Source organism: Candidatus Centipeda massiliensis, assembly GCF_900290285.1.
GTDB classification, from domain to species: Bacteria; Bacillota; Negativicutes; order Selenomonadales; family Selenomonadaceae; genus Centipeda; species Centipeda massiliensis.
This window is the reverse complement of record NZ_LT985757.1, coordinates 26,466-53,421: the sequence shown is the minus strand read 5'-3', so window position 1 is coordinate 53,421 and position 26,956 is coordinate 26,466. Positions and strand designations below refer to the sequence as shown.

The 26,956-nt window shown below is 53.2% G+C and carries 24 protein-coding genes and 2 tRNA genes; 2 read left to right on the top strand and 24 right to left on the bottom strand.

Annotated elements, in window-relative coordinates:
- Positions 1-14: 14 nt before the first annotated feature.
- On the top strand, positions 15-1,238 hold the full coding sequence (locus tag C8273_RS10850) for an ATP-binding protein (protein WP_106627726.1): 1,224 nt from the start codon (positions 15-17) through the stop codon (positions 1,236-1,238).
- A gap of 4 nt (positions 1,239-1,242) precedes the next feature.
- On the opposite strand, the gene C8273_RS10845 is transcribed toward C8273_RS10850, so the two are convergent.
- From C8273_RS10845 to C8273_RS10735, 23 genes are all read right to left on the bottom strand, one after another.
- Positions 1,243-2,127 carry a diacylglycerol/lipid kinase family protein gene (locus tag C8273_RS10845; RefSeq protein WP_106627725.1) on the bottom strand — a complete coding sequence of 295 codons (885 nt, stop codon included), beginning with the start codon at positions 2,125-2,127 and terminating at the stop codon, positions 1,243-1,245.
- The gene (locus tag C8273_RS10840) at positions 2,124-3,779 is read right to left on the bottom strand and encodes a putative polysaccharide biosynthesis protein (protein ID WP_106627724.1); all 1,656 of its coding nucleotides are present in this window, start codon (positions 3,777-3,779) and stop codon (positions 2,124-2,126) included. Before C8273_RS10840 ends, C8273_RS10845 begins: the two co-directional genes overlap by 4 nt.
- Positions 3,780-3,914: 135 nt before the next feature.
- Positions 3,915-5,234 (bottom strand): glutamate-1-semialdehyde 2,1-aminomutase, encoded by a 1,320-nt coding sequence (hemL, locus tag C8273_RS10835; protein WP_106627723.1) that lies wholly within the window; start codon positions 5,232-5,234, stop codon positions 3,915-3,917.
- 11 nt (positions 5,235-5,245) lie between these two features.
- On the bottom strand, positions 5,246-6,217 hold the full coding sequence (gene hemB / locus C8273_RS10830) for a porphobilinogen synthase (protein WP_106627722.1): 972 nt from the start codon (positions 6,215-6,217) through the stop codon (positions 5,246-5,248).
- Positions 6,214-7,731: a uroporphyrinogen-III C-methyltransferase gene (gene cobA / locus C8273_RS10825; protein ID WP_106627721.1), complete on the bottom strand. Its 1,518-nt coding sequence runs from the start codon at positions 7,729-7,731 to the stop codon at positions 6,214-6,216. The genes hemB and cobA overlap by 4 nt, the downstream gene beginning before the upstream one ends.
- Positions 7,728-8,663: a hydroxymethylbilane synthase gene (hemC, locus tag C8273_RS10820; RefSeq protein ID WP_106627720.1), complete on the bottom strand. Its 936-nt coding sequence runs from the start codon at positions 8,661-8,663 to the stop codon at positions 7,728-7,730. The genes cobA and hemC overlap by 4 nt, the downstream gene beginning before the upstream one ends.
- The gene (gene hemA / locus C8273_RS10815; RefSeq protein ID WP_106627719.1) at positions 8,623-9,942 is read right to left on the bottom strand and encodes a glutamyl-tRNA reductase; all 1,320 of its coding nucleotides are present in this window, start codon (positions 9,940-9,942) and stop codon (positions 8,623-8,625) included. Before hemA ends, hemC begins: the two co-directional genes overlap by 41 nt.
- Positions 9,896-10,558 (bottom strand): precorrin-2 dehydrogenase/sirohydrochlorin ferrochelatase family protein, encoded by a 663-nt coding sequence (locus tag C8273_RS10810; RefSeq protein WP_106627718.1) that lies wholly within the window; start codon positions 10,556-10,558, stop codon positions 9,896-9,898. Before C8273_RS10810 ends, hemA begins: the two co-directional genes overlap by 47 nt.
- Before the next feature lie 159 nt (positions 10,559-10,717).
- Complete coding sequence (gene surE / locus C8273_RS10805; RefSeq protein WP_106627717.1) at positions 10,718-11,491, bottom strand: 5'/3'-nucleotidase SurE; 774 nt, start codon at positions 11,489-11,491, stop codon at positions 10,718-10,720.
- Positions 11,492-11,578: 87 nt separating this feature from the next.
- Positions 11,579-11,654 (bottom strand) — tRNA-Lys (locus C8273_RS10800).
- A gap of 152 nt (positions 11,655-11,806) precedes the next feature.
- Positions 11,807-12,757, bottom strand: a complete 951-nt coding sequence (gene mdh, locus C8273_RS10795; protein WP_106627716.1) for a malate dehydrogenase — start codon at positions 12,755-12,757, stop codon at positions 11,807-11,809.
- 323 nt (positions 12,758-13,080) lie between these two features.
- The gene (locus tag C8273_RS10790; RefSeq protein WP_106627715.1) at positions 13,081-13,374 is read right to left on the bottom strand and encodes a late competence development ComFB family protein; all 294 of its coding nucleotides are present in this window, start codon (positions 13,372-13,374) and stop codon (positions 13,081-13,083) included.
- Positions 13,375-13,403: 29 nt separating this feature from the next.
- Positions 13,404-16,070 carry an acetate and sugar kinases/Hsc70/actin family protein gene (locus C8273_RS10785; RefSeq protein WP_106627714.1) on the bottom strand — a complete coding sequence of 889 codons (2,667 nt, stop codon included), beginning with the start codon at positions 16,068-16,070 and terminating at the stop codon, positions 13,404-13,406.
- A gap of 129 nt (positions 16,071-16,199) precedes the next feature.
- Positions 16,200-16,274, bottom strand: a tRNA-Arg gene (locus C8273_RS10780).
- A gap of 37 nt (positions 16,275-16,311) precedes the next feature.
- Positions 16,312-17,010 (bottom strand): hypothetical protein, encoded by a 699-nt coding sequence (locus C8273_RS10775; RefSeq protein WP_106627713.1) that lies wholly within the window; start codon positions 17,008-17,010, stop codon positions 16,312-16,314.
- Between the two features lie 24 nt (positions 17,011-17,034).
- Complete coding sequence (locus tag C8273_RS10770; protein ID WP_106627712.1) at positions 17,035-17,727, bottom strand: Crp/Fnr family transcriptional regulator; 693 nt, start codon at positions 17,725-17,727, stop codon at positions 17,035-17,037.
- A gap of 34 nt (positions 17,728-17,761) precedes the next feature.
- The gene (locus C8273_RS10765) at positions 17,762-18,622 is read right to left on the bottom strand and encodes an NAD(P)/FAD-dependent oxidoreductase (protein WP_106627711.1); all 861 of its coding nucleotides are present in this window, start codon (positions 18,620-18,622) and stop codon (positions 17,762-17,764) included.
- Positions 18,623-18,756: 134 nt separating this feature from the next.
- The gene (locus C8273_RS10760; RefSeq protein WP_106627710.1) at positions 18,757-19,710 is read right to left on the bottom strand and encodes a ribose-phosphate diphosphokinase; all 954 of its coding nucleotides are present in this window, start codon (positions 19,708-19,710) and stop codon (positions 18,757-18,759) included.
- Between the two features lie 149 nt (positions 19,711-19,859).
- Positions 19,860-21,224 carry a bifunctional UDP-N-acetylglucosamine diphosphorylase/glucosamine-1-phosphate N-acetyltransferase GlmU gene (gene glmU / locus C8273_RS10755; protein WP_106627709.1) on the bottom strand — a complete coding sequence of 455 codons (1,365 nt, stop codon included), beginning with the start codon at positions 21,222-21,224 and terminating at the stop codon, positions 19,860-19,862.
- A gap of 27 nt (positions 21,225-21,251) precedes the next feature.
- Entirely contained in the window at positions 21,252-21,989 is a 738-nt protein-coding gene (locus C8273_RS10750; protein ID WP_106627708.1) for a GntR family transcriptional regulator, read from the bottom strand.
- Between the two features lie 15 nt (positions 21,990-22,004).
- On the bottom strand, positions 22,005-22,871 hold the full coding sequence (ispE, locus tag C8273_RS10745) for a 4-(cytidine 5'-diphospho)-2-C-methyl-D-erythritol kinase (protein ID WP_106627707.1): 867 nt from the start codon (positions 22,869-22,871) through the stop codon (positions 22,005-22,007).
- Positions 22,872-22,997: 126 nt separating this feature from the next.
- Positions 22,998-25,412 carry a replication restart helicase PriA gene (priA, locus tag C8273_RS10740; RefSeq protein WP_106627819.1) on the bottom strand — a complete coding sequence of 805 codons (2,415 nt, stop codon included), beginning with the start codon at positions 25,410-25,412 and terminating at the stop codon, positions 22,998-23,000.
- Positions 25,413-25,483: 71 nt separating this feature from the next.
- Positions 25,484-25,837, bottom strand: a complete 354-nt coding sequence (locus tag C8273_RS10735) for a hypothetical protein (protein ID WP_106627706.1) — start codon at positions 25,835-25,837, stop codon at positions 25,484-25,486.
- A gap of 202 nt (positions 25,838-26,039) precedes the next feature.
- Between C8273_RS10735 and C8273_RS10730 the strand changes: the two genes are divergently transcribed.
- Positions 26,040-26,384, top strand: coding sequence for a cupin domain-containing protein (locus tag C8273_RS10730; protein WP_106627705.1), 345 nt, complete (start codon positions 26,040-26,042; stop codon positions 26,382-26,384).
- A gap of 75 nt (positions 26,385-26,459) precedes the next feature.
- Here the strand turns inward: C8273_RS10730 and C8273_RS10725 are convergent, their stop codons facing one another.
- Positions 26,460-26,939 (bottom strand): DUF4367 domain-containing protein, encoded by a 480-nt coding sequence (locus tag C8273_RS10725; protein ID WP_106627704.1) that lies wholly within the window; start codon positions 26,937-26,939, stop codon positions 26,460-26,462.
- Between the last annotated feature and the right edge of the window lie 17 nt (positions 26,940-26,956).

Sequence of the window (26,956 nt, the reverse complement as noted above, 5' to 3'; positions counted from 1 at the left end):
GAAAGGAACGTATTATGAGTCAGAACGTAAATCTTTCAACACTCCTTGTCCTAAACGGACTGGAGAGTGACCCAATCCTCAGCTTCCTTGAGTGGGATACAGCTGATACAGAATCTCAGGCGCAGGCTGCCTCACATCTCGTCCGCGCTGCAGAAACATTGGGACTCAGCGGAAATTTGCTCCCGCAGTACCTTCTCCACGTATTCACGCATAGCGCCAACCTTGTTTCAGAAACCATGGAACGAACAGGACTGCCGCCTGGAAATAGCCTGCGCCAGGCATTCTATCAAGATATTGAACAGCTCTATTCCCTACTCACGTTACCAACCAGTAATTTTCTTGGTGTACAGCTTTTGGACAACTATGAACCCACACAGAATATCTATGACAAGACGGAGGATTTTCTGCTCCCATGGATCGAAGCAGCAAAAACGCCACGCGACTATGCTGAGGCACTGCTGACCTTCTATGCACGCTATGGCTATGGGGATCTCGCGGCTTACGTTGTCTTCCGCTGGGATGACGAAAAGAATAAGATCCGTGGGGTCGAGTATTTTGAGCGCACATACATGCGAAATCTCATCGGCTACCAGCGACAAAAAGATCAGTTGATCCAGAACACACGAGCATTCGTTCAGGGCAAACCGGCAAACCATGTTCTCCTCGTCGGTGCACGCGGTACAGGAAAGTCCTCTGCAGTCAAGGCACTTGTGAATGAATACGAGGAAAGTGGTCTGCGTCTTGTGCAGGTTACAAAAGAGCAGCTGCGTAAGCTGCCCGAGATTATGAATACCCTGCGGCACTATGCAGGGCGGAAATTTATTCTGTTTCTCGATGATATTTCGTTCGAGGATTCAGATGCCGAGTTCAAGACGGTCAAATCTGCGATTGAGGGTGGTGTTTCTTCCTGCCCACCAAATGTACGCCTCTACGCGACCTCCAACCGCCGTCATCTGGTGCGTGAAACATGGCGGGAACGTGAGCAAGATGAACTCTATCGCGATGACACAATCAACGAGACTGTTTCGCTTTCAGATCGTTTTGGGCTCGTTATCCACTATCATACCCCCGATCAAGAAGAGTATCTCGCGATTATTAACTATATGCTCTCTCAGAAGGGGATCCATCTCTCTCCCGAGGAACTTCGTATCGCAGGTCTACGCTGGGAAATGACTCATAGTGGTCGCAGCGGACGCACAGCACAGCAATTTGTTGCTCATTACCTCGGGATTCACTGAGGAGTCAACAGTAGACAGAAAGCGCGAGAGGCAGCGTCCGTACACGAAGAGGGAGCAAGGGACCACATTCGCCGTCAATATCGCTGTAGAGTTCTTCTTCCGCATGAATCTCGAAGGACTTTGCTTGAATGTGCAAGATATTCTCTCGTTCCGCAACCGGTTTCCCAGCAAACAGGTCTGCCGCAACAGACATAAACTGCGGTAGGCCTGTTTTTTTGACGGCCAAAAGATTGAGCATGCCATCGTCGATGACAATGTTCCGACCAATCTGCTTCATCCCTGCCACAACGGGGCTGTTTGCAATAACAAACAAAAATATATCCGCGTCATACTGCACATCATCTGCCGTAACGCGAACAGAAAAGGAGCGCAGACGCGGAATCTCACCAATGCCCTTGAGATAATAAGCAAGTTTTCCAAGTGCGTTCTTATAGGAGGGTTTTACCTCATGCGCAATCCCAGTGAGCACCCCCGCACTGACAACATTGACAAAGTACTGCCCTGTTCCCTCAATATATCCAAGATCGACCCTCCGCGATTCATCCGCTGCAATACGCTCGATATAGGATTCCCAGTCCCCCTGAATGCCCAGATGCGTCGCAAAGTCATTGGACGTACCGCTGCCAAGAATACCAAGCGGAACATCCGTATCGGATTCCATCATGGCATTCACCACGGCGTGTACCGTTCCGTCCCCACCAGCGGCCAGCAAGCCGTCCGGACACATCTCACGGAGAAAGTGTCCGAGATTGTCCCGCCCTCCTCCGCGCGTACGGTAGGGACAGAGTACGATCCCGTGTCGCTGAAACATATCAACAAGGGGGTCGAGTTTCCCCTTGAAAAGCGCATGACCCGAAATGGGATTATAGATCAGCCCTAGTTTTTTCATGCTTTAAAAACTCCAATCCTCTGCAGGAATCGGATCCCAACGCTTCCGATCATCGGCAGACGGCGCAGATCCTCCTCAATGAGTGCGCGCAGAAGAATCATTGCCGCGACATAGATCGCGCAGCCAAAAAATACTGCCCCGAACGTAGAGATCGCAGGAATCCCCCACAATTCGAATGTCCATTCATAGAAAAGATAGACCGCACCCGCCATAATCAAAGCTGCACAGATTGTTTTAATGAGTTGCAGCAGTTCGATCCGATAACCAATAAATCGATAGATGAAATACAGGTTTATGAGTGCAGCAACCCCCATATCTGCTGCCGTTGCCCATGCTGCTCCCATGATGCCAAGCCACGGAATTGCGGTCAGGTGCCAGTTCAGAAAAACCTTTGCCGCTGCTGCAAGCAGCATATTCACCATCGGGATTGTCGGATGACCGAGTCCCTGCAAAATTCCCGTCGATACCTGATGCAGACCGAGCAGGATAATACTGACCGCCGAGATCATCACAGCCGGACCCGCACCCGGCGCATTGTAGATCAACGCAGAAATCGGTGTCGCCAACATAAATACGATAACAAATGCAGGAAAGCAGACAAAATTCGAGATGCGCACCGATGCCGCCGTCTGATCGTAGACACGCGCACGGTCACCGAGTACCCGTGACTCTGAGATTGCAGGCACGATGCTCATTGCCATCGACGCGGTAAGAATAGTGGCAAGATTGACAAGCGGCACCGCCATACCATTCAGATAGCCGAAGAGCTCTGTCGCCTCACTGATGCTGTAGCCCGCTGCCTCAAGGCGCTGTGGAACAATCATGAGGTCAAGATTCGACACGACGGGCAGCATGATACTCGCCGCCGATACGGGCAGCGCAAGCTTGAAGATGCGTTTGATAATGGAGCGCCGCGACTCGTATGCTTCCCCCGGCAGAGGTTTCAGATCCGTGCCGTAGTCGCGTACAATATCGCGTTCCAACTTGATGTGGAAGTAGACGAGAACGATAAGCCCCGTCACCGCTCCCGCAAAAGCCCCAAGCGAGGCACCCGCTGCCGCATAGTCAAGGCCCCATGGCATGAGAAGGCTTGCGAGGACGATCATCGTTACCACGCGAAAAATCTGCTCCACTATTTGAGACACCGCCGTCGGCGTCATGCGCTGCCATCCTTGTAAATAGCCGCGCGAACTGGCAAGCAGCGTCACGAAAAAGACCGTCGGTGCAAGCACCACCACAGCCTTGTATGCACGTGCGTCACGAATCAGATGCCAATCAATCAGCCAGTCCGCCGCGAGATATGTTAGAATCGAAAAGAGCAGCCCCGTAAGGAGCATTAACATCATTGAGATACGGAAGACACGCTTCGCACCATATATATCGTTCAGAGCCACGCGTTCTGCCGTGATGATCGAAATAGCAACGGGTACGCCCGCCTGCGAAACCGTCATGGCAAAAAAATAAATGGGAAAAGCCATCTGATAGAGACCGATTCCCTCACCACCAAGGATGCGGGAAACAAAAATCCAGTTCAGCGAACCAATGACCTTGACGACAAAACCTGCGATCGTCAGGACGAAGGTTCCCTTGAGGAAGGATTCTCCCTTGCTGCTTTTCCCCGCAGCCACATCTATCTCACTAATGAGAAACACCGCCTCAATACGATATTTTGAACATATATTTGCTACGTAGAATTATAACATATCCCCCTCATCCTAGCAATCGGACTTTTCTCAAAACAGACCTCCTGCAAGCAGAGAATGCTCACAGGAGGTCTGTTTATGAATTTATCCGCGTGTTTTTTTTACGGCTGCAAACCCCTTCTCGGCTGCGGTGATTGTTCGCGCAATATCGTCATCTGTGTGCGCACCCGAGAGGAAGAGCGTCTCAAACTGCGACGGTGCGAGATAGATGCCTTCGTCCAGCATCGTCTCGAACCACACGCGAAATGCTTCCTGATCGGCCGCCTCTGCATCCCTGTAGTCATAGACCTCGTGGTCGATGAAGAAGATGCTGAACATCGAACCCGCTTGATGTGCACAGATCGGCACACCTGCATCCTTCGCAGCACGCTGCCAACCAAGCAGCAGATTCTTCGTTTGGATGGTCAGCTCGCGGCTGTAGTCTGCCCTGCCCTCCTCGGGCTCTGCCGTGAGAATCTTCAGCGTCTCAATGCCCGCCGTCATCGCGAGTGGATTGCCCGAGAGCGTGCCCGCCTGATAGACAGAACCGGAGGGTGAAACGCGCTCCATGATCTCACGGCGCCCACCGTACGCTGCGACGGGCAATCCTCCGCCGATGATCTTGCCGAGGCAGGTGAGATCAGGGCGGATGCCGTAGGCCGCCTGTGCCCCGCCAAGCGAAGCACGGAATCCGCACATGACCTCATCGAAGATGAGCAGCGTACTGTGCTGCTCTGTGAGGTCACGCAGTAGAGAGAGATAGCCCTGACGAGGCAGGACGAGCCCCATATTGCCCGCCACAGGTTCCACAATGACCGCTGCAATCGCGTCCCCTTCACGCTCCATGACAGATCGAATGGCATCCGCATCATTGTATGGAACGGTGATTGTATCTGCTGCCGTCCCCTTCGTCACACCGGGAGAGCTGGGCACGCCGAACGTCGCCAACCCAGAGCCGGCATTAACGAGCAAGCTGTCGCTGTGTCCATGATAGCAGCCGATGAATTTTACAATTTTATCACGCCCCGTATAGCCGCGTGCCAGACGAAGTGCACTCATTGTCGCCTCCGTCCCGGAGCTCACCATGCGGATGACCTCAATGGAGGGATATACGCTCTGTACCAGCTTTGCGAGATCCGTTTCCCAAAGTGTCGGTGCCCCGTAGCTTGTCCCGCGTGTCACAGCTTCCTGCAGCGCCTTCACGACCTGTGGATGTGCATGGCCGACGATCATTGGTCCCCATGAGCCCACATAGTCGATGTACTCGTTACCATCGATATCGTAGATCTTGGAACCTTCAGCACGCGCAATAAAGGGCGGATTTCCGCCCACATTTGCAAAAGAGCGAACGGGGCTGTTCACTCCTCCCGGCATATACTGCTTTGCCTCGTCAAATGCGGCTTTTGATTGCTGTGTATTTCGCATAACGAACCTCCTCAGGCATTGAGCCATGTTGCGGCATCCATTGCATGGTAGGAAATGATGATCTTTGCCCCCGCGCGCTTCATGCTTGTCAGCGTCTCCAGAACAATGCGCTGCTCATCAATCCAGCCGTTTGCAGCGGCGGCCTTGACCATCGCATACTCGCCGCTGACATTGTAGACCGCAATCGGGCGATCCGTGCTGTTGTAGACCTGATGCACGACATCGAGGTAGGCGAGCGCCGGCTTCACCATGATGATGTCCGCGCCCTCCTCCACGTCGAGTGCAGTTTCCTTTAGAGCCTCGCGTACATTTGCGGGATCCATTTGATACTGCCGGCGATCGCCAAAGGCGGGCGCACTGTCCGCCGCATCACGGAAGGGGCCGTAGTAGCCCGAGGCGTATTTGACCGCGTAGCTCATGATGCTCGTATTGATAAAGCCCTCGGAATCAAGCCCCGCACGGATAGCGGCAATGCGTCCATCCATCATGTCGGACGGTGCAATGATGTCCGCCCCCGCACGCGCCTGACTGATGGCTGTCTGAACGAGGTGTGGCAGGGTAGCGTCATTGTCTACATAATGATCGTGCAGCTCACCGCAGTGACCGTGTGTCGTATACTGGCAGAGGCAGACATCGCCGACAACGAGCAGCTGCGGAACGGCCTCCTTGATCGCCGCAATCGCACGCTGCACAGGGCTTGTCATATCCCACGCACTCGATCCGATCTCATCCTTGTACTCCGGTAGACCGAACACCTCGACCGCAGGAATCCAAAGCGCTGCAATTTCACGCGCAAGTGCAGCGACCTGATCCACAGAGTAGTGATAGCAGCCTGGCATACTTGGAATCTCTTCCTTGATATGTTCTCCCGGCACGACGAAGATCGGATAGACAAAGTCGCGCGGCGAGAGTTCGGTCTCACGCACGAGATCGCGCATTCCCGCTGAGATACGTAGGCGGCGCGGACGCTGAATCATATTCATTGCACATACTCCCTTATCGCATGAACCAAGCCATCAATCGTATAATGCTCTGCCACAATGTCGGGTTCAAGTGCAAAACTCTGTGCGGTTTCTGCCGTGACAGGGCCGATGCAGGCGATCTTAGTGTGCTGCAGCGGTGTGATGTTGCTGAGCTTCTGCACAAGATTTTTTACGGTAGACGAACTGGTAAAGGTTACAAAGTCAATCTCCCCGCGCATCAGACGTGCGGCAAGCGCCTCCCCGCCCTCACGTTCCGGAATTGTTGCGTATGCCGGCGCAACGTCAACGGTCGCTCCATGGGTGCGCAGCGACTCAGGCAGTACATCGCGCGCCTCCTGGGCACGTGCCAGCAGAATACGCGCGCGCGGCGGAAGGATGGGAGAAAGAGCCTCGACAAGCGCCTCGGCTCGGAATTCCCTCGGAACGATATCCGCATGAACACCAAATGAACGCAGTGCCTTTTCCGTCGCAGAGCCAATGGCGGCGACTTTTGCATAGCCAAGCGCACGTGTGTCCTTCCCCGCATGATGCAGGCGTGCAAAGAAATGCTCCACACCATTCGTGCTCGTAAAGATCAGCCATTGATAGATATGAATTTCGTCGATGGCGTGATCCAGTGCCGCATAGCCATCTGCGGGCGGTTCGATGCGGATCACTGGTGTCTCGATACAGGATGCCCCCAGTGCCGTCAGCTGTTCCGTCAGCGCAGAGGCCTGTGCACGAGCGCGTGTAACAAGAATGCGCTTTCCGTGCAGTGGGCGAATATATGCGCGATCAAACCAACGAAGCTGCTCACGCAGCTTTACAACCTCACCGACGATAAATATTGCAGGCGGACGAATCCCGTCTCGCTCTGCCATCGCAGCTGCTTCGCCGATGGTCGTGACGTATGTCTCCTGGTCAGAACGCGTCCCCCAGCGGATGATTGCCGCAGGGGTGTCGGCAGGGCGACCGTTGTCGATGAGATTCTTCGTGATAACGGGAAGATTGGCTACCCCCATCAGAAAGATCAGCGTGTCAACCCCTGTTGCGAGATGCGTCCAACGGATGTGAGATTCCGACTTCGTCGGATCTTCATGTCCTGTGATGACCGCGAAGGAGACGGCAACGCCGCGATGCGTCACAGGGATGCCCGCATAGGCAGGAACGCTGATCGCCGAGGTCACGCCTGGCAGCACCTCGAAGGGGATGCCGCGTGCAAGGAGTACGAGCGCCTCCTCGCCGCCGCGCCCAAAGACAAATGGATCGCCGCCCTTGAGACGAACAACCGTCTTCCCCTCATCCGCCTTGTCCGCGAGGAGCACGTTGATGTCTTCCTGCCGCATCGTATGTTTGCGGGACTGCTTTCCGACATAGATGCACTCTGCCTCAGCGGGCACATAGGAGAGAATGCTCTCATCCGCAAGATGATCGTAGACGACGACATCCGCATTCTTCAGGCAGTTCATTGCGCCAACCGTCAAAAGGCGCGGATCACCCGGACCCGCGCCGACAAGAAATACTTTTCCGCTCATACCGTAATTCCTATCTCTTTCAAAATCTCTCGGCCACCGACATCGAGCAGCTCCTCTGCCAGAGCAATGCCGATCTTCTCCGCTGTCTCCGGCGTTCCTCTGGAGCGCGATCGGCAGACGCGCATCCCGTCGACGGAGGAAATCATCGCCTCGACGTGGAGCACATTGCCCGCACCGACCTCGGCATAGACACCGACAGGGATCTGACAACCGCCCTCAACACGCCGCAGGAAGGCACGCTCTGCGGTCGCTGCTGCCGTCATCTGTGGGTCACGCAGGAAGTCAATCAACTCCAGAATCCGCATATCGTCCGCACGACATTCGATCGCGAGTGCCCCCTGCCCGACGGCGGGAAGGATCATAGAACGCGGCAAAATCATACGGATTCGCTCGCCAAGCCCAAGGCGTTTCAGCCCTGCTGCTGCGAGGACAATCGCATCGAACTCTCCCGCATCGAGCTTTGCCAGACGCGTATTGACATTGCCGCGCAGATCGTGGATCTTGAGATCCGGACGCACAGCAAGCAGCTGGGCGCGCCGCCTGAGGCTTGACGTACCGACCTTTGCCCCTTGAGGCAGCTCCTCCATCGACTGATAGCGCACACTGACAAATGCATCGCCCGCATCCAGCCGCTCCGTGACTGCACCGATGACCAGCCCATCAGGAACCTCCGTCGGCATATCCTTCAGACTGTGCGCAGCGAGATCAATCTCACCCGCGAGCATTGCCTGTTCGAGTTCCTTTGTGAAGAGCCCCTTGCCCCCTATCTTCGCGAGCGGTGCATCGAGAATACGGTCGCCCTTCGTCGTCATCCTTCGGAGCTCCACACGCACAGTAGGGTACTGTTTTTCAATCTCCGCCGCGATGTATTCTGCCTGCCACAGAGCCAGCTTACTTGCCCGCGTACCGATAGTGATTGTGTCGCTGTTCACTTGTACCTGTCTCTCCTATCGCATCCAACTTAAAGAGCGCACGCATTGCCTCGATGTAGAACGCCTCATCCGTCGTGCCTGCGGAGGCGCGCAGCTTCATCATCGGGATCCGCAGGATCTTTCGCACGATCATGCGGCTCATGTGCTCCACTTGCCGTCCTTCTTCCTCCGAGAGATCCGGAAGCTTTGCACTTACGCGCTTTATCTCGCGTTCCCGAATGCGCTCACAGCGCCCCGAGAGGAGTGCCATGAGTGGCTGAAAGGACAGATATTTGAAGCGCTCAAGAAGAGCTGCTACCTCCTCATCCACGATGTTCTCTGCCTTGACCGCCTCTGCCTGACGCTCACTGAGATGCTCGTCCACCACCGCCTCAAGCGCATCGATGTTGTAGAGTTCGATGCCCTTGATGCCCGCAACCTCAGGATCGACATCGCGCGGAACAGCGATATCGATGAGGAAGAGTTTTCGCCCCTGCCGCCGTGCCATCACGCGGCGCGCTTCCCACGACTTGATAACATAGTGCGGGGCTCCCGTAGATGTAACCACAACATCGACGCAGGTCATATAGTCCATTGCACGATCAAAGGGGATCGCTTCCCCCCCGATTCGCTCGGCAAGGCGCTGCGCACGCTCAATGTGACGATTCGCCACGTAGATCGTTTCGATGCCATGCGACCGCAGATGTTCCGCCGTCAGTTCCGCCATCTTGCCCGCACCAAAGATCAGCCCGCTGCAACCGCCCAGTCCACCAAGGGATGCAGCGGCAAGCTCCACTGCTGCATAACTCACGGATACCGAACGGTACGCGATGCGCGTCTCCGTCCGCACGCGTTTTCCCGTTGCAATCGCACGATGAAAGAGCAGATTGAGCACCGTACTCGTCGCCCCTGCCTCACGTGCAATCGCATACGCTTCCTTGACCTGCGAGAGAATCTGCCCCTCGCCGAGCACCAGGGAATCAAGGCTGGAGGAAACACGGAAGAGATGTCGGATCGCTTCGTCATCCGTGTACGTATATAGATATTCGTCCAGATCATCCCCGCCCTGTGCCAGATCATTCAGAAACTGACGCAGCGCCTGTGCCCCTGCCGCAGACTCATCCACCGATGCATAGAGTTCCGTTCGGTTGCAGGTGGACAGGATGACCAATCCACTCAGGCCGTCGTATTCTCCCAAATTCATCAGCCCTGAACGCAGTTCCTCACGGGAAAATGAAACGCGCTCACGCACATCAACTGGAGCCGTTCGATGATTTAGCCCCAATGTCAAGAGCTGCATTGCGTAACTCAACCTCTGCTTTCTCTAACTCTCCGTTGCGGATCATATCCAAAAGATGGGGACGCAGTGCCATACGCCAAAAACACGTACGCTCCCTGCTCGACGGAAGTGCCTCCTGCAGTTCTGAGCGCAGAAGTGCAACGCGCTCCAACCACAGCCCAAACGTAGGCGGATAGAGTTGCTCCATCTCCATCCATATTGCCCGTGAAAGTGCAGGGCTGCCGCCGCCCGTCGAAACAGTCAGCAGAAAGTCTCCACGCCGCAGCGTTGCGGGCAGTTGAAAGGATGAGGCGTTCGGATCATCAATCACATTGACAAGCAGTCCGAGCCTCTTTGCCTCAGCAGCGATTTCCGCATTGACCGACGGCGAATCGGTCGCCGCATAGACCAGAAATGCTCCTTCCAACATACCGCCTGCATAGTATTCTTCGCGCCATTCAATCTGTTCGCAGTCGGCGAGTTCACGCAGAACATCCGTCATCGCAGGAGCGATGACACGCACTGCAACCTCCGCATCCAGCGCAAGAATGCCGCGCACCTTACGCTCCGCGACCACACCGCCGCCGATGATGATGACAAGACGCCCGGCCAGATCAACATTCATCGGATACAGCACGATGATTCCCCCAAAGAAAAATATGAATCCTATTCACGTTCGCTATTATACCGCAAATAGTCGTAAAAAAAAAGAGGAGAAGACGGAATCCCCTCTCTTTATAGTGATTATCAATGTGTATATTAGGAAAGCACCGATAAATTCAGTACCGCCATCTTATCAGTATCTCCCTTCATCTTTCATAAACAATCTGCCGCATTCCTCCAGCAGCGGATAATCTGTCATATCCATGCCGACCGGCGTCACTGAGATCAGCCCGTGCTCCACCGCATAGATATCCGTACCTGCCCCCTTGTCGGTATCCGACACCTCACCCGCCACCTTGTAGTGCACGCGCCCGTTCTCCTCGATTCGCTCAAAGGCATTGATGTAGTCGCGTCCCCCCTGCCGTGCAAAGACAAACTGCGGCGTGCCTCCTGCAAGTTCCTTCGGGAAATTGATGTTGAGCAGAAACGGCTTTTTCGTCTCCGTCATAATCTTTTCCATAAACGGCTCAAAATATGCCGCCGCTTCTACATAGGTAATATTACTTCCTTCGATCAGTGAGAGTGCAAAGGACGGAATGCCGTGAAAGAAACCCTCGAATGCGGCACCAATCGTACCAGAGTAAATTACGTCCGTACCAAGGTTCGAACCATGATTGATCCCCGAGAGCACAACATCCGGCATTTCCTCTGCGATTGCATCGAGATAGAGCTTACCGCAGTCCGTCGGTGTTCCGTCGATCGCCCATGCCCGAATCGCCGCATACGCGTCGAAATATTCGTCGGCACACACCTCGATTGCACGCCCGATTGTCAGCGCATGTGAGGTTCCGCTCTGTTGGTGCATGGGTGCTGCAACAGTCACGCTGTGGCGCTGTGCAAGATGGCTTGCCAGTAATCTCAGTCCCTCTGCCGCAATGCCGTCATCATTTAATATCAGGATATTCACGCATGAGCCTCCAAGTCTCTATATACAAAAAGCAGGTTGGTGTTCCAACCTGCTTTCGACAAAACCGCCAAGCGGATAAAATACACATGGTGACCCACCACGGAATCGAACCGTGAACCTACTGATTAAGAGTCAGTTGCTCTGCCAGTTGAGCTAGTGAGTCATACACACTTCCTAAGTGCATTGCTATTATAGAGGAAATATGGCTGGTATGTCAAGTGGCAATGTACCTTTCATACAGAAATATCGTCAGATCAATAAAAAAGGTCTTTACAGACCTGCTGCAAAGACCTTTTAAGCTACTAATGAAAGAGATTACTTCAGTGCGTCGCCAAGCTGTGCATTGACCGCGCGTGCTGCCTCTACGCTCTCTTCAAACTTCGCCTTCTCCTCGCCCTCGAGCTTCACATCGACGACCTTTTCGAAGCCGCCCTTGCCGAGCACGATGGGAACGCCGACGCAGAGTTCCTTCTCGCCATACTCACCCTCAAGGTAAACACAGCACGGGATGACCTTCTTTGCATCGAGAGCAATGGCCTCAACCAGCGTTGCTGCGGATGCGCCCGGCGCATACCAAGCTGACGTGCCGAGAAGTCCCGTCAGCGTTGCACCGCCGACCTTCGTCTTCTGAACAACATCCGCAAGTACTTCCTTCGAGAGGAGCTGCGTGACGGGGATTCCGCGAAGCGTTGCAATACTGACGAGAGGAACCATCGTCTTGTCGTTGTGACCGCCGATGACCATGCCGTCGACATCGGATGGCGTTGCGGGATGCCCTGCCGCATTGAGAGCCTCGGAGAGATAATAGCGGAAGCGGCTACTGTCGAGCATACCGCCCATGCCGATGACGCGGTTGCGCGGCAGTCCCGTGGACTTCAGTGCCAGATAGGTCATTGCATCCATCGGGTTGGAGATGATAATGAAGATCGCGTTCGGGGAATGCTTGAGCGCCTGCTCTACCACGCTCTTGACGATCTTGGCATTGACGCCGACAAGCTCCTCGCGCGTCATGCCAGGCTTGCGCGGCAGACCGGAAGTAACGACGACAACATCGGAGTTTGCCGTAGCAGCATAGTCGTTCGTAACCCCCTTGACCGTCGTGTCAAAGTTGAGTGCGTGCGAGCACTGCATCATGTCCATCGCTTTGCCTTCGGAAACCCCCTCTTTGATGTCAATGAGGACGACTTCCTGTGCAAATTTCTTGAGTGCGACGACATTTGCCACGGTTGCGCCTACGTTACCTGCACCAACAACAGTTACCTTCATAAGTACTTCCTCCTTAAAAACTCTCCTGTCACCCATCCCTAGCAATAAGTGACACGATTCGGAACGGGATATACCAATAGTTCTTAACTATGAAATCATTATAACATTCCCATTCAGAAAAATCAATTACTTTTCGCATTAGTTCTTAAAGTTCTCATAAAATTATTGGTCAGTTGAGACGAATATCACATAATAATAAAAAGGTACTGTTGCCCAAAGCTGGAAAACTTTGCACAACAGTACCCCGGTGGACAATACAGGATTTTAGGAGGCGACGAAAAGTCTACGCCAATCTGATGGACTTCGTTTTATCAGCGATTCCTTTATATCCCCTCCTCATTGCGCCCATGATGCGGCTGACCGCCGACAATCTGTACCGCACGCATGACCTCAGTTAAAACTTCTACCTCATATTGGAGCTCCATGCCCTGAACACGCTGAAGAACACTCCCCTTATGCGTAGAGACATAACGGGGCGGCAAATTGTTCAGAGCAATCATCATCATATCTGTACGACAACGGTCACACATACAGATGTCCGGATACTGTGGCGCTATCCTGTCCAGCATTTGCGCGACAGCATCCTCCATGTAGTTCTTAAAAGGCAAGTGTGACATCGTATCGCTCCTTTCCGATCTGATGCAGATCAGCCCAGACGAACCGTATATACCGTTCCCTTATAGCTCTTTGCCGCAAGCCCCTTTTCCGAGGCAACTGTATATTCGATTGTATTTGGTGAGCGCTTTCGAATATAGATACCGACCATATCGTCATCACTCACATCATCCGCATCAATCATGCAGCGTACCATCCGTACCTCCGCCGCTTTCATGTGGCCTTTCAACGCACGAGGTTCCTGCGTATAGTAGAGTTCAAACTCATCCTCGTCCGCATAAGTGAAATACGTCCACTCACCGTAGTCAACACGCGCATCGATGTCCACATTGAAACAACCACGTTCGTTCAGGCTGCCAAGAAAGTATGGGAAAAGGAGTTCGTCATGCTCATCCACATTCTTGTTGATGATCTTGACATCCTTTCCGCCCTTGCGACAGCGGAGAAGCCCAAAGGCAACCCCAGTCTTTCCCGTACGCAGACGATCAAAGCCGTCGTGAAGAACCTTCGATTCCTTTTCTGCATCCTCCATACCAAGTGGGAGGTAGAGGAGAAACGGTGCGTCCTTACGCTGCATCGCGGTCTTTACAGCAGCAGCATCCGACTTTTTCTCTGCAGTATCAATCTTGCCCTGTGTCGCGGACTGCACCGTATGCTGTGCTTTGATCTGGCGCTCTATGTATTCATCAAAAAGCTTACGCACCATCGGCGCTTTGCAGGAATTTCCGGCAAGAAAGATATGTATCTGACGTACATCACGACCTTTAAAAGCTGCTGCCATTGCTTGGAAAAAGTTTTCAACACCGCGTCGAATGCGTGTCTCCAGCGTACGCTCGAGCTTCTTCACATCGATGTGAAGGCGGATTTCTGCACGATTCCCCGCATTTCCCGTCTTTTCTGAGGAAAACAGCGTGATATTCGTATCAAAATGATCTCCTGCAGCAAATTCCTCATAGCCCTCACGCCGTTCCCAGAAAGGACGCAGTCGCTCGGCAAGAATTTTATTGTTTAGATGTGATGCTGCATCACGTGTTTCACGCACGAGTGCCTCTGCTCCCGCAAAGGTTTCACTCTCAGGCGGCAGAGCAAACGTAATTTTGTGCAGACGCATCTCCGCAAGATTGTCTTTAAAGACCTCGTATGCGAGGAGTTCGAGAATGTTCTCCCCACCAAGATACATATCGCTGCCAAAGCCGAATTGTTCTATAACGAATTTGCGTCGTCCATTTTCTGGTACATACTCCACACCAAAGTCGAAATCCGTCGTACCGCCGCCAAAATCGAATACGCCGTAAGCAACCTCCTCACCGACACGCTTCGGCTCAAGACCATACGCCTCAAGTGCGCTGATTGCGTACGCCGCTGGTTCATTTGCACCATCGTATACCCGGAATCGCCGCATCATTTCCGCGTCATCGAGCAACGCCTTGGGAAGCGTCTTGCGCAGACCTCGTTCAAAACTCATACGAATATGTTCCCGCACACTCTTCTCATAGCCTACGGGAAAGGACAAAATATAGTCGAGGTAGATGTTCCTGTGCATATTATTGATGTAGAGTCCAAGATAATACGCATAGATCTCAATGGGATCAAAACCGCCCGCATCGAGAGGCTGTGTTTCTGCGTACGGTTTCACTTCCTGAATATATCCGCGCCGGTCTTTCAGGATCGGTGAGTTCGCCGTGTCACGTGTCCAACGCTTGAGTTCACTGAACACAGAGTAGTAGACAGCAATGCCCTCCGTGGACTGACGTTCGAAAATCGCGTCTGCTGCCTGATGGGATGCCGTGACCTGCGCCCATTCTGTATAAGGGCGACCTTCACGTGCACGATAGAGCTGCTTGAACTTCTCAATATCAATCAGCTCGATCGCCGTCGGGTTCTCATAGTCCTGAATGGTCGGCTCATTCTCATAGTTTCCTTTGCCAATGCGCAGAAGACGCGGCTCCCGATCCCGACAGACCACAACGGTGCTGCGCGTGCCAAAATCAATGGCGCAGGTTCCATTCATGATAACATCCAACTGAGGTGGACGTGCAACAAGAAAATCCGTCGGCGGCAGACGCAGACATACACTGTCCTCTCGTCCCTCATCGGACAACTCCTCGTAGAGATCCCAATGCCCGAGGCTCATATCCGTCAATAGACGATCTGCATACGGCTGAATGTTCGCACGAACATGATCCGCATAGAGAAGCTGCTTCTTAAACGGCTCAATCGAAAAATCAAGTGCTACTGATCCCGTATTGATCGCCGTCTCTATGACGCTCTGAATATCGAAGGTCATACCGAAGATCGTCTCTTTGAATCGCCCGGCTACCACATCTTCCGCAAATCGATCATGGTCAAAAAGAAGCTGGTCTTCCTCGATACGGATATAGGATCGGATCTTCGGATACTCTGCAACCAGACGGCGCAGCCGCTCCTCCTGTTCATGAGAAACATCCTCTGCGTTAAACTCGTCAGCAATCCATTTCAGAAAAGTCTGTGCACCGCTCTTCTCCGTTGCAAGTGAGAACATATACTTCTTGTTGACAATCGATGCGGTTTCATCCTTGAGTTCCGCAATATCTTTGCCAATTTGCTGACCGAAGTGAAGCGAACTCTCATAAAAGAATTGCCGAAATGCGTTCTTTTTCAAATGCAGGCTGCGCATCAGTACCGGACGTATGCCTGCCTGCATCTCTTTTCGCGTCATTCATTCATCTCCTAACGAAAAAGCAATAATTTCCTTAAGTAGATATTCTGCGCCTTCTATCAAAATCCTTTTTCATTTTTTTGCAAACAAAAAGCCCTGTGTAAAAATCCACAGGACATTCGATCAATATGGTGCGCTCGGCGGGAGTCGAACCCACGCTTTCAGCTCCGGAGGCTAACGTCCTATCCACTGGACTACGAGCGCGCGTCAAAACACATTGTGCATTATAGCTTAAAATATATTATTTGTCGAGAGCTTTTTCATCACTTTCTGCCTCCACACCGACCGTATCCTCATGTGTTGGTGAAACAGGCGCAAAATAGCGTCGAATAATACCGACCTCATCACTGATGAAAAGTGCCACAGGGGACTCGCGCAGCATAACAAGTTCCAAAAGGCGAGCCTGCATGGCGGGATTCTGCTCCCGCATGGCCGTAGGGTCTGCTGCCGCGCGTGTCAGCGTGATTGCCTTTTGTTCGGCAGCTGCATAGTCATTCGTCTTGCTCATGATAAGTACAATCGGATCATAGATATGATTTGAGAGTTCCGTCGGCGGTACATTCTGTTCCATACGAACACGTAGTTCCTGCATATCCTGCTCAAGTTCTACAAGGCGCGCATAAGTAACCGCAAGCTTACTCTCACCTTCCTTCGCATCGGTGAGAATTTGATGATAGCGCATCCAGTTGCGGTCTAGTTCTGCAATTTGCTTCTGATATGTACCCCACCACGGCGTAAAGAGTTCCTGATCACGAGCGATGACGGAACGCTGCTCCATTGATAACTGTTCCGGCACACGCTCTGCCGTCTGCATCTGAAAAACGATACCACCAAGCACAGTAAGTAGAGCAATAAAGATGAAAAAAATACGCCGCGGTAAATAACGGAATAAAATGACAAGCAATAAGATGACAAGAAAGACAAGAACATAGAGCAGCATAAAATCCTCCGATGAAAGTAGGGATCAGACGCCTGCGCGCTCCTGCAGCGCGACACGATTCAGGATGTGAATACGCCCTCTGGAGGTCTTTACCAACCCCTCCTGACTGAATTCACGGATGAGCCGACTGATCACCTCGCGTGCCGTGCCAAGATACTGTGCCGTTTCCTCATGTGTCAAGCGAATCTCATCACCTGCAGTGCGTGCAGATTCTGCAAGCAGAAACTTAGCAAGCCGTCGATCTGCCGAAGTGAAGATCATCTGCCGAAATTTCCACAACATCTCAGAGAGACGAATGACTGCATGCTCATAAGCACGCGCACGCACGAGAATATTTTCCTCCAGAATGCCGCGTACAACCGCCGTATCCGAAATAAACAATACAGTATTTTGAGCCGCCTCAATCGAAATATCACAGGAAGTCGAACCGAGAGATGAGGTGCTCGCAAGGAGTCCAACATCTCCATCGCGCAGGAAATAAAGCGTAAATTCCCGCCCCTCCTCCGAGAGAATGTAAACACGCAAAGATCCGGAAATGATATGAAGCGTCCCCGCCTGCGCAAGCGAACCTCGATAAACAAAGCCTCCTTTTGCACAACAACTGAACCGCGTATGAGAGATCAGATTTTCTCTCTGCGCATCGGTCAATGCGTTCCACAGCTCAAATTGCTTGATATAATCTCTAAAATGACAGCGTTCCGCAACATCCTCCGGCATGTTCACCCCCCCTTTTTCTCTTTCCTACATTTTATTATTTTCGCAGATAACGCACAGCCGCAAGTCCAGCCGTGGCTCCTTCATAGACGGCCTTGGCAATTTGCAGGAGACCGCCCGTGCAGTCTCCTGCAGCATAGATACCCGGGACATTGGTCTCCATTTCTTTTCCCACAAGAATTGCTCCTTCATGCAGCATTACGCCCAGCTTGCGTGCAAGCTCCACACTTCCTGCCGTACCAATCGCCATAAAGATGCCATCCACTGGCATCTGTGAACCATCGTCAAAGACAATCTGACGAACGCGGCGATCCCCCTCAATACACGATATGGATCGTTTCTCCACGGAAATACCCTCCGTAGTATCAAAGGACGGTTCCGCTCCATTCGTCAGTATGGAGATTTTCGATACGTGCGGTTGTAGAATCTGAGCCTCATGCAGGGCATAGTCTCCCGCACCAATGACAGCAACCATTTTTCCACGGTAAAAAAATGCGTCACAGATTGCACAAAAACTAACACCACGCCCCTCGAACGCACGAATCCCGGGCACGGAAATTATTTTACGCTGAGAACCTGCCGCAAGAATGACCGCATCCCCTTCATAACATTGTCGCACACCCTCAATACAAAATCCACGCTCTCCGTCTGTCATGTGAATTGCCATTGCTTCGTCCTTCTCGAAGCGAACACCGATTCTTGTTGCTCCCTCAATGCCACGTCGTTCGAGTTCCGTCCCCGTAATTGGCTCGGGAAAGCCGTAAAAGTTTTCAATCAACGCTGCGCTACCAAGTGCGCCTCCCCCCTTCGTGACGACTGTCACATCGGCACCGCTGCGCCGCGCATAGAGTGCGGCGGAGATACCGGCAGGCCCCGAACCAATGATGACGACGTGCATAATGTACTCCTGCAAAAAATATAGAAATCGCTGATAAAATGAAGTCCGTCAAATTGGCACAGCTGAATTTATCAGTACTTCCATAAAAAAGAGACGCCCCTTAGACGCCTCTTTTTCTCTGTCTGCGGGGCTGCTTAATGATGGTTGAAAAGCAGACTCACCGAACGATGGCTTTGAATCCGCACAATAACATCCGCAAGGGATTGTGCGAGAGAGAGTGTGACGAGTTTATTGGACTGCTTCTCCGGCTGAATCGGAATGGAATCGGTGATCGCAAGCTGATCAATCACGGAAGCATTGAGACGCTCGATTGCAGGATCGCTTAGGATTGCATGCGAACACGCTGCGAGCACACGCTTTGCCCCACGTTCCTTCAAAGCCTTTGCCCCCTCACAGAGAGAACCTGCCGTATCAACAATATCATCGATGAGGAGCGCAGTCTTGCCCTCAACCTCACCGATGAGGTTCATAACCTCTGCGCAGCCAGGACGCGGACGACGCTTCTCGATAATGGCAATCGGTGCATGGAGGAAATCCGCCATGATGCGCGCACGTGTAACACCGCCGAGATCAGGAGAAACGACAACGAGATCCTCAATCTCCTGGTCACGGAAATAACTGGCAAGAACCGGAGCTGCGGCAAGATGATCCACGGGAATATCGAAAAACCCCTGAATCTGTCCTGCATGAAGATCGACCGTGACCACACGGGTCACCCCCGCCGTTGTCATGAGATTGGCAACCAGTTTCGCAGAGATCGGTTCACGTCCACGCGTTTTGCGATCCTGGCGTGCATAAGCATAATATGGAACAACCGCAGTAATACTGTGAGCGGATGCACGTTTGCACGCATCTGTGAGAATCAGCAGTTCCATGAGATTGTCATTCACAGGAAAACTCGTCGACTGGATGATGAAGATATCCTTTCCGCGAATACTCTCTTCGATCATGACCTGGATTTCACCATTGTTGAATTGTCCGACGAAAGCCTCGCAAAGCGGTATACCGATGCGATCCGCAATATCCTTTGCCAACTTCGGATTCGCATTCCCTGTCAGAATGCACACGTTGTCGGTCGGAAAGCTCATCTCTCTGTTCCTCCTAAAAAGCAGATGCGTCACTATAAACAGAATACACAAATTTATATATAGTATAACACGCGCTGTTTATTTTTGGAAGGGCGTTCCCGGTCTTTTTCAACGTGTGCGACGCCATACACAAAGATCATGTGCAAATCTCATTTTCGTTTGTCGTGCCAGCCCTCAATTTCCTTCTGACGTGCACGTGCCACCGAAAGCGTTCCCGTGGGAACATCGCGCGTAATGGTAGACCCTGCCGCAATGTATGAATTCTCTCCCACCGTAACAGGGGCGACGAGGTTGGAGTTGCACCCGACAAAAGCATTATCGCCGATGACGGTACGATATTTATTCTTTCCGTCATAGTTGACAGTAATTGTACCGCAGCCCATATTGACCCCCGTACCCATATCGCAATCACCGATGTAGGAAAGATGCGGCAATTTCGATCCTGCCCCAATGCCAGAGTTCTTGACCTCAACGAAATTCCCCATCTTCACACCTGCGCCAATGAGACTGTCCGGGCGAATGTGGTTGAACTGCCCAAGATCTACATCGCTCCCGACCTCCGAATCATGCGCGTAGACGTAATGCGCCTTGACATTATCTCCAATGACCATGTCCTGAAAGCGCACATGCGGTCCAATCACGCAGTCCTCGCCGATGACCGTAACCCCTTCCAAAAAGGTAAAGGGGTAGATGACCGTATCCATACCGATGCGCACCTCTGCATCAATGAATGTTGTATGCGGATCAATGATTGTGACACCGTCCGCCATGAGTTCTTCGACCTTACGGCGGCGCAAAATCCGCTCTGCCACGGCGAGTTGGCTGCGCGAATTGATGCCAAGCGTACTTTCGTAGTTGTCCGCGACAACCGCCCAAATCTTCTCTCCCTCGTCACGCAAAATGCTGAGCACATCTGGGAGATAGTATTCGCCCTGTGCGTTGTCGTTCGTCACCTTTGTAAGCGCAGAGAAAAGCGCCTGTGCATCAAAACAGTAGATGCCCGCGTTGACCTCGTGAATCTCACGCTCCTCCGGCGTTGCATCCTTGTGCTCGACGATCTTCAGCACTTCGCCGCTTTCACGGCGAACAATGCGGCCGTAGCCCTTTGCGTTCGGCATAATCGCCGTGAGGACGGTTGCCTTCGCACCCGCGTGCACATGCTCCTCGTGGAAGCGCGCCAAAAGCTCCGCGGTCAGGAGCGGCGTATCACCGCAGAGCACCATGATCGTCCCGCGCTCCCCCGCCAGCAGGTCCTTCGTCTGCAAAACGGCGTGTCCCGTACCCAGCTGCTCACGCTGCTCCACATACTCGACACTGTCCCCAATGGCCTCACGCACCGTCTCGCCGCCAAATCCCGTGACAACAATATTACGTCGTGCACCGGCTGCATCCGCTGCATCAATGACGTGCTGCAGCATTGCCTTTCCTGCAGCACGATGCAGTACCTTCGGCAGCTTGGATTTCATACGTGTGCCTTTTCCTGCTGCCAGTATGACTGTAATAAAATCCAACATTATGCTCCTCCCGTTCTCTGAAAGCACCTATTCCTCAGCGTCCTTACTCTTTTTGCTCTTGCGCTTCACTATGGTTGTACCTGTCTTTTTTTCCTGTTCCTCAATAGCGTAAAGCAAGGTCTGTTCCGAGTTCTCCATGTGCTTGGCACCAACCTTGCGTGCATGGCGGGCATCACCTGTGCCGATCGCATCGACAATCGCACGATGCTCTTCGAGAGTCGCCTTGAGACGCCCCGGATAAGACATGGAAATCGTGCGAAACCGTGTCAGTTGTTCACGCAAATTGCCAATGATCGCAAGCAGACGCTCATTGCGTGCTGCCTGATAGAGGAGTTCGTGAAACTCAATGTCCGTTCGCACAATACGCTCCATATCGTGCTCCTCAATCGCACGACCTATGGCGACAAGCAGCCGTTCCAAGCGCTCCTGTTCCTCATCAGTGATTCGTTCCGCCGCAAGTTCACAGGCGAGCGCCTCAAGTGCTGCACGAATCTCAAAGATCTCATTGATATCGCGGATGGATACGCTCGCAACATAAGCCCCACGCCGCGGCACAGTAACGACATACCCCTCCTGTTCGAGCTTTCGAATCGCCTCTCGTACGGGTGTACGGCTAACGAGCAGTTCGTCCGCGAGATCGTTTTCCTTCAGCCATTCACCGGGCTTTAGGATGCCACTGCGAATGGCATCACGCAGAACTTCACAGACAATTTCACGAAGCGGCTGGTAGCTGTTCACAACTACTGGTGATAGTTTTCCTTGCATATTATCCCTCTGGTTCTACTGCTGACCATATCTGCCTGCGGTGCGTGTCAGATATACCGCAGCGTCCGTCTCCCTGCGAAAAGCCTCTGCTGCGTCTGCCGCTGTCCGTTCATCCGCAAAGAGACCAAACACCGTCGGACCGCTGCCCGACATCATGGCGCAGATAGCTCCATGCGTCAACATACGCACACGATAGTCCCCGATCACAGGATGCGCCGCCTCCGTTACAGGCTCCAGTACATTCGAGATGAGCTGCGCACAGGATTCTCTATCGCCACGCGCAAGCGCCTCGATGAACGCCGCATTGTCCGGATGATATTCCGGCGGATGAGCGTCGTAGCTACGATACGCCCATGGCGTCGATACGGCGACCGGAGGCTTTGCAAGTACAACAAATGTCTGCGGAAAATCCGTGAGACTTTGCAGAGCCTCACCGCGCCCCGTCGCAAGCACTGTGCCCCCCATGAGAGAAAAGGGAATGTCAGACCCAAGCTTTGCACCGAGGTCACAGAGACATTCATCTGAAAGCCCCAGTTCATAGAGTTCATTCATTCCACGCAGCGCTGCCGCCGCGTCGGCACTGCCTCCCGCAAGCCCCGCTGCAACAGGAATGCGCTTCGTGATTGCAATGTGGACACCGTTGCGGACCCCACACTCATTCATAATGAGTGCCGCCGCGCGATGGGCTAGATTACGCTCATCTGCCTCCAGTCCCGGCAAATCCACGGTCAGTGTGATCCCCTCCTCCTGCCGTGTAAGCGTGAGCGTATCTGCGAGTGCAAGTGACTGCATCACTGTCGCGATCTCGTGATACCCATCGTCCCGAAGCCCCAGAATATCGAGCGTCAAATTGATCTTCGCCCGTCCGAGAATCGTCACCATAGGAAGTCATTCCTCCATTGCTCTGAAGAAAAATGATTCGTGCCGCTTCGCATTTCATCAGTCTTTCCTTCTATTTCCAGATTAACAGGATTTACAATTATATTCAATAGTTTTTTATATTACTTTTTAAAAAATTACGATAGGATCGATATCAATGGCAACATCATCGCGCAGATGAATCCCTTGTCGACGCAAATACATTTGTATGTCTGCAAGTGCATCTGTCTTGATGAGCACAATGAAACGATATTCGTTTCGTTCTCTCGCAATCAATGCAGGCGAGGGACCGATCACGGAGCATCCCGCCTGACCTGCACATTCCTTTTGTGCAGCAGTGACAAAGGATTGTGCATTGTTCCATGCGCGCTCGCGGCTCGTGTCGTGGAAGAGAAGCTTTACGAGACGGCTGAACGGCGGATAGAACAGCTCGCGGCGCAGTTCAATCTCCTGCGCATAGAACGCCTTGTAGTCCTGCCGCATGGCGGTACGAACGGCATAGTGCTCCGGATTGTACGTCTGCACGATGACCTCGCCGCGTGCCCCATGCCGTCCCGCGCGTCCCGCCGTCTGTGTGATCAGCATAAAGCAGCGCTCCGCCGCACGAAAATCCGGCAGGTTCAGGCTCGCGTCTGCACTGATGATGCCGACGGACTGCACACCTGGCAGGTCATGCCCCTTCGCCACCATCTGCGTGCCGAGGAGAATGTCGAAATCACGTCTGCGGAACTGCGTCAAAATCTCCGTATGCGCAAGTTTGCGCCCCGTCGTATCGCGATCCATGCGCACAAGACGCGCCTCAGGGAGGAGCTGGGACAGTTCCTCCTCGAGTTTTTCCGTACCCGAACCGAAGTATTTGATGTAACGGCTCCCACATTTGGGGCAGACCTCCGGAACAGGAGCACGCAGATCACAGTGATGGCAAAGGAGTGCGCCGTTGGCATGATAGACGAGCGGCAGTGAGCACTCCTTGCACGTAATCACTGCGCCGCAGGAGCGACACATGATGAAGGTGGAATAACCGCGCCGGTTCAGCATGATGATTGCCTGCTCATGACGTGCAAGGGTCTCCGTCAGGAGTTCGCGCAGAGCAAGCGAGATAATCGTACGCCGTCCCCGCCGCAGCTCCTCGCGCATATCAACGGCACGCACCTGCGGCAGCGGCTGACTGCCGATGCGTTCAGGCATCGTAAGGAGCGTCAACTCCCCCGTCTGGGCACGCGTATATGACTCGAGCGACGGCGTCGCACTGCCGAGCACGAGGATCGCCCCATGCCGCCGCGCAAGGATCTCCGCGACCACCCGCGCATGATAGCGCGGCGACTCATCCTGTTTGTAGGACATATCCTGTTCCTCGTCGAGGATGATCGCACCGACATCATGCGCGGGTGTGAAGAGGGCGGAGCGTGCACCGATGATGATGCCCGCCTCCCCGCGCCGCACGCGAAAGATCGAATCATTGCGCTCCGCGTGCGAAAGCTGACTGTGCAGGACGACGATGTCGTCCGTGAATACCTCCTGAAATGCCGTGATGAGCTGACCTGTGAGCGCGATCTCAGGCACAAGCACGATAACCTGTCGTCCTACCGCGCGCACAGCGCGCGCCGTCTCAATGTAGACGCGTGTCTTGCCGCTGCCCGTCACACCGTGCAGCAGAAAGCCCCGAAAGCCGCCCGCTGCAATTCCTGCGCGCAGCGCATCAGCAGCCGTCTGCTGCGCCGCAGTCAACTCCTCCGCACGCATGGTCTCCGTCCCTGCTCCATAACTGGAACGAAGTTTGCGCCGCAAGTGCTCCGTCAGATACCCTGCTGCAACAAGATGCTTGATCGTTGCCAAGGAGACGCCCTTTTCATCAAGCTCTGCGCGTGCATACTCAGGCTTCTCCCGGAAGAGAACAAGTGCCCGTACCTGTGCGGGCTTGCGAGCAAGGCCAGCGAGCAGTTCATCTGTGATCGCTCCCGCCGTATAGTATTTCTCATAGCGCGCGCGATCGCGTTTATCAGCGTGATGCTCCTTGCGCACAAGATGGCAGCGCAGGAGTTTTTCCACGCCCTCCTCCACTGCCGTCTCCGGCAGGGCACGGCGCAGTTCCGCCATACGCTTACTGCCCTTCTCGCATAAATACTTGTAAACAGCACACGCATTCACATCAGATAGGACGGAATGTGATGCATCCGCATTCTCCGCCGCCGAATAGACAGAGAAAATACGCAACCCACTCTTACCCGGCATGAAGAGGCGCATGATCTCCGCTGCCGAGCAGAGGTAAAAATCTGCAAGTTCCTGTGCAGCGACAAGGAGTTCGGGCGAAAACCACGCCTCCTCATCCACCGCCTCAATGATCTCCTTCAGTGCATGGTCCCCGTCCCGCACAGGATCGTAAGGGCGCACACGAGTGACGAACCCCTCCTTGCGCACATTTCCGAAGGGAACGAAGACCCGCCATCCTACACCAACCTGTGCCAACCTCTCCGGCAAAACATAGGTGAACTCCTGCTGTATGCTCTTGATCGGAATGTTGATATAGACATCCGCAACGGTCATATATTCACTTCTCACAAAAAAGCTGTTACACGAAAGCATTCGTGCAACAGCTCCTTTCCATACATTATCTGTTAGGCGATTGCCGCCTGATTTGCAAGGATCTCCTTGCCGGCCTGACACGCAGGGCAGATGCAGGTATCTTCCCCCTGCTCCTTCGCCTGCTTTGCCGCAGCATTATACTCTCCTGCTCTCTGCGCGCCGAACAGCGCGACACCATCCGGTGACTCTGTGAAGCTGATGAGCTGATCAATTGTCAGCACATCGCTCTTTATTTCATCAATGAGTCCCTGAAACGCAGATTTTTCCTGCGGCGTGTCCACCGCTCTCAGGAACACCTCTGCTTTCGCCTTCAGTCCTTCGTAGACCGACGGCGCATCGACAAGCTTCTGCACCGTATCTATCACTGCACTGCGATCCAACGCCATCCTCCTTTGTCCGATACTCGAATCCCTAAAATAACCTGTTCACTATTATAGGACAAAGGTTCACGTTTGACAACTGAAAAAATTTTTGATTTTCTCAAATTCCGAGTATTTCTCTCGGAATTGTGGCTTCGGTCACATTCTTTTGTGTGCATTCCATGTATACTATGCACATAAATTCCAAAACACATAAGGAGGAAACAATATGGCAATCCTGAACAATATCCAGCACCAGCAGGCACTTCTGCTCAAAGATCAAATCGCATACGCAGAGGGACAGGTCGTCAGCAAGACGCTCGTCCAGAACAAGGGGCTTGGCGTCACCCTCTTTGCCTTTGCAAAGGGCGAGGGCATCAGCACGCACGAGTCAAAGGGCGATGCACTCGTCACGGCTCTCGACGGCGAGGGCATCATCAAGATCGACGATGAGACCTATACACTCAAAGCGTGTGAGAGCATTGTCATGCCGGCCAATCACCCGCACTCGGTCTATGCGGCAGATGACACACCGTTCAAAATGATGCTTGTTGTTGCATTCCCCGAGTCATAATTATTTCACTACACAACGGTACTGCATGAAGAAAAATCATGCAGTATTTTTTTGTTCCTGTTACACCATAATCAGTCAGTTCCACGAAATCGTACTGACGATGGCCTGTACGGCTTCGATAGGAATTGGCTCCTCGAACGACAGGGAGAAGGTATAGCCGCCGCGCGACCAGAGAGCGAGGTTGACGAGCTTTTCCGTCCCCTTGACGCGAATGTACTGGCGACCGATCTGCACAATCTGATTGACCTCATAGACTGTATTGTCGCCGCTGATGTCCGCATTGCCCTTCGCCATGCGAAACAAAATTTCTTTGCCCGCCTCATTGCGGTAGAAGATCTCGGCGAGGCTCTTATCGATGACGATGATATCCTTCTGCACATAGCCGACGGGCAGGAGGGTCGGCGTATAGACAGGAAGCCCTGCGACCGCCCACGCGTCACGCACGCTCGTATATGCAGCGAGCGGTGACGGCATTTGCTGTTCCATTGGCTCTGCGTGGACACTGCCCATACAGAGCGATGATGCCGCGAGTCCTGCAATCAAGATACGCTTCATTCCGCATCTCTTCACGG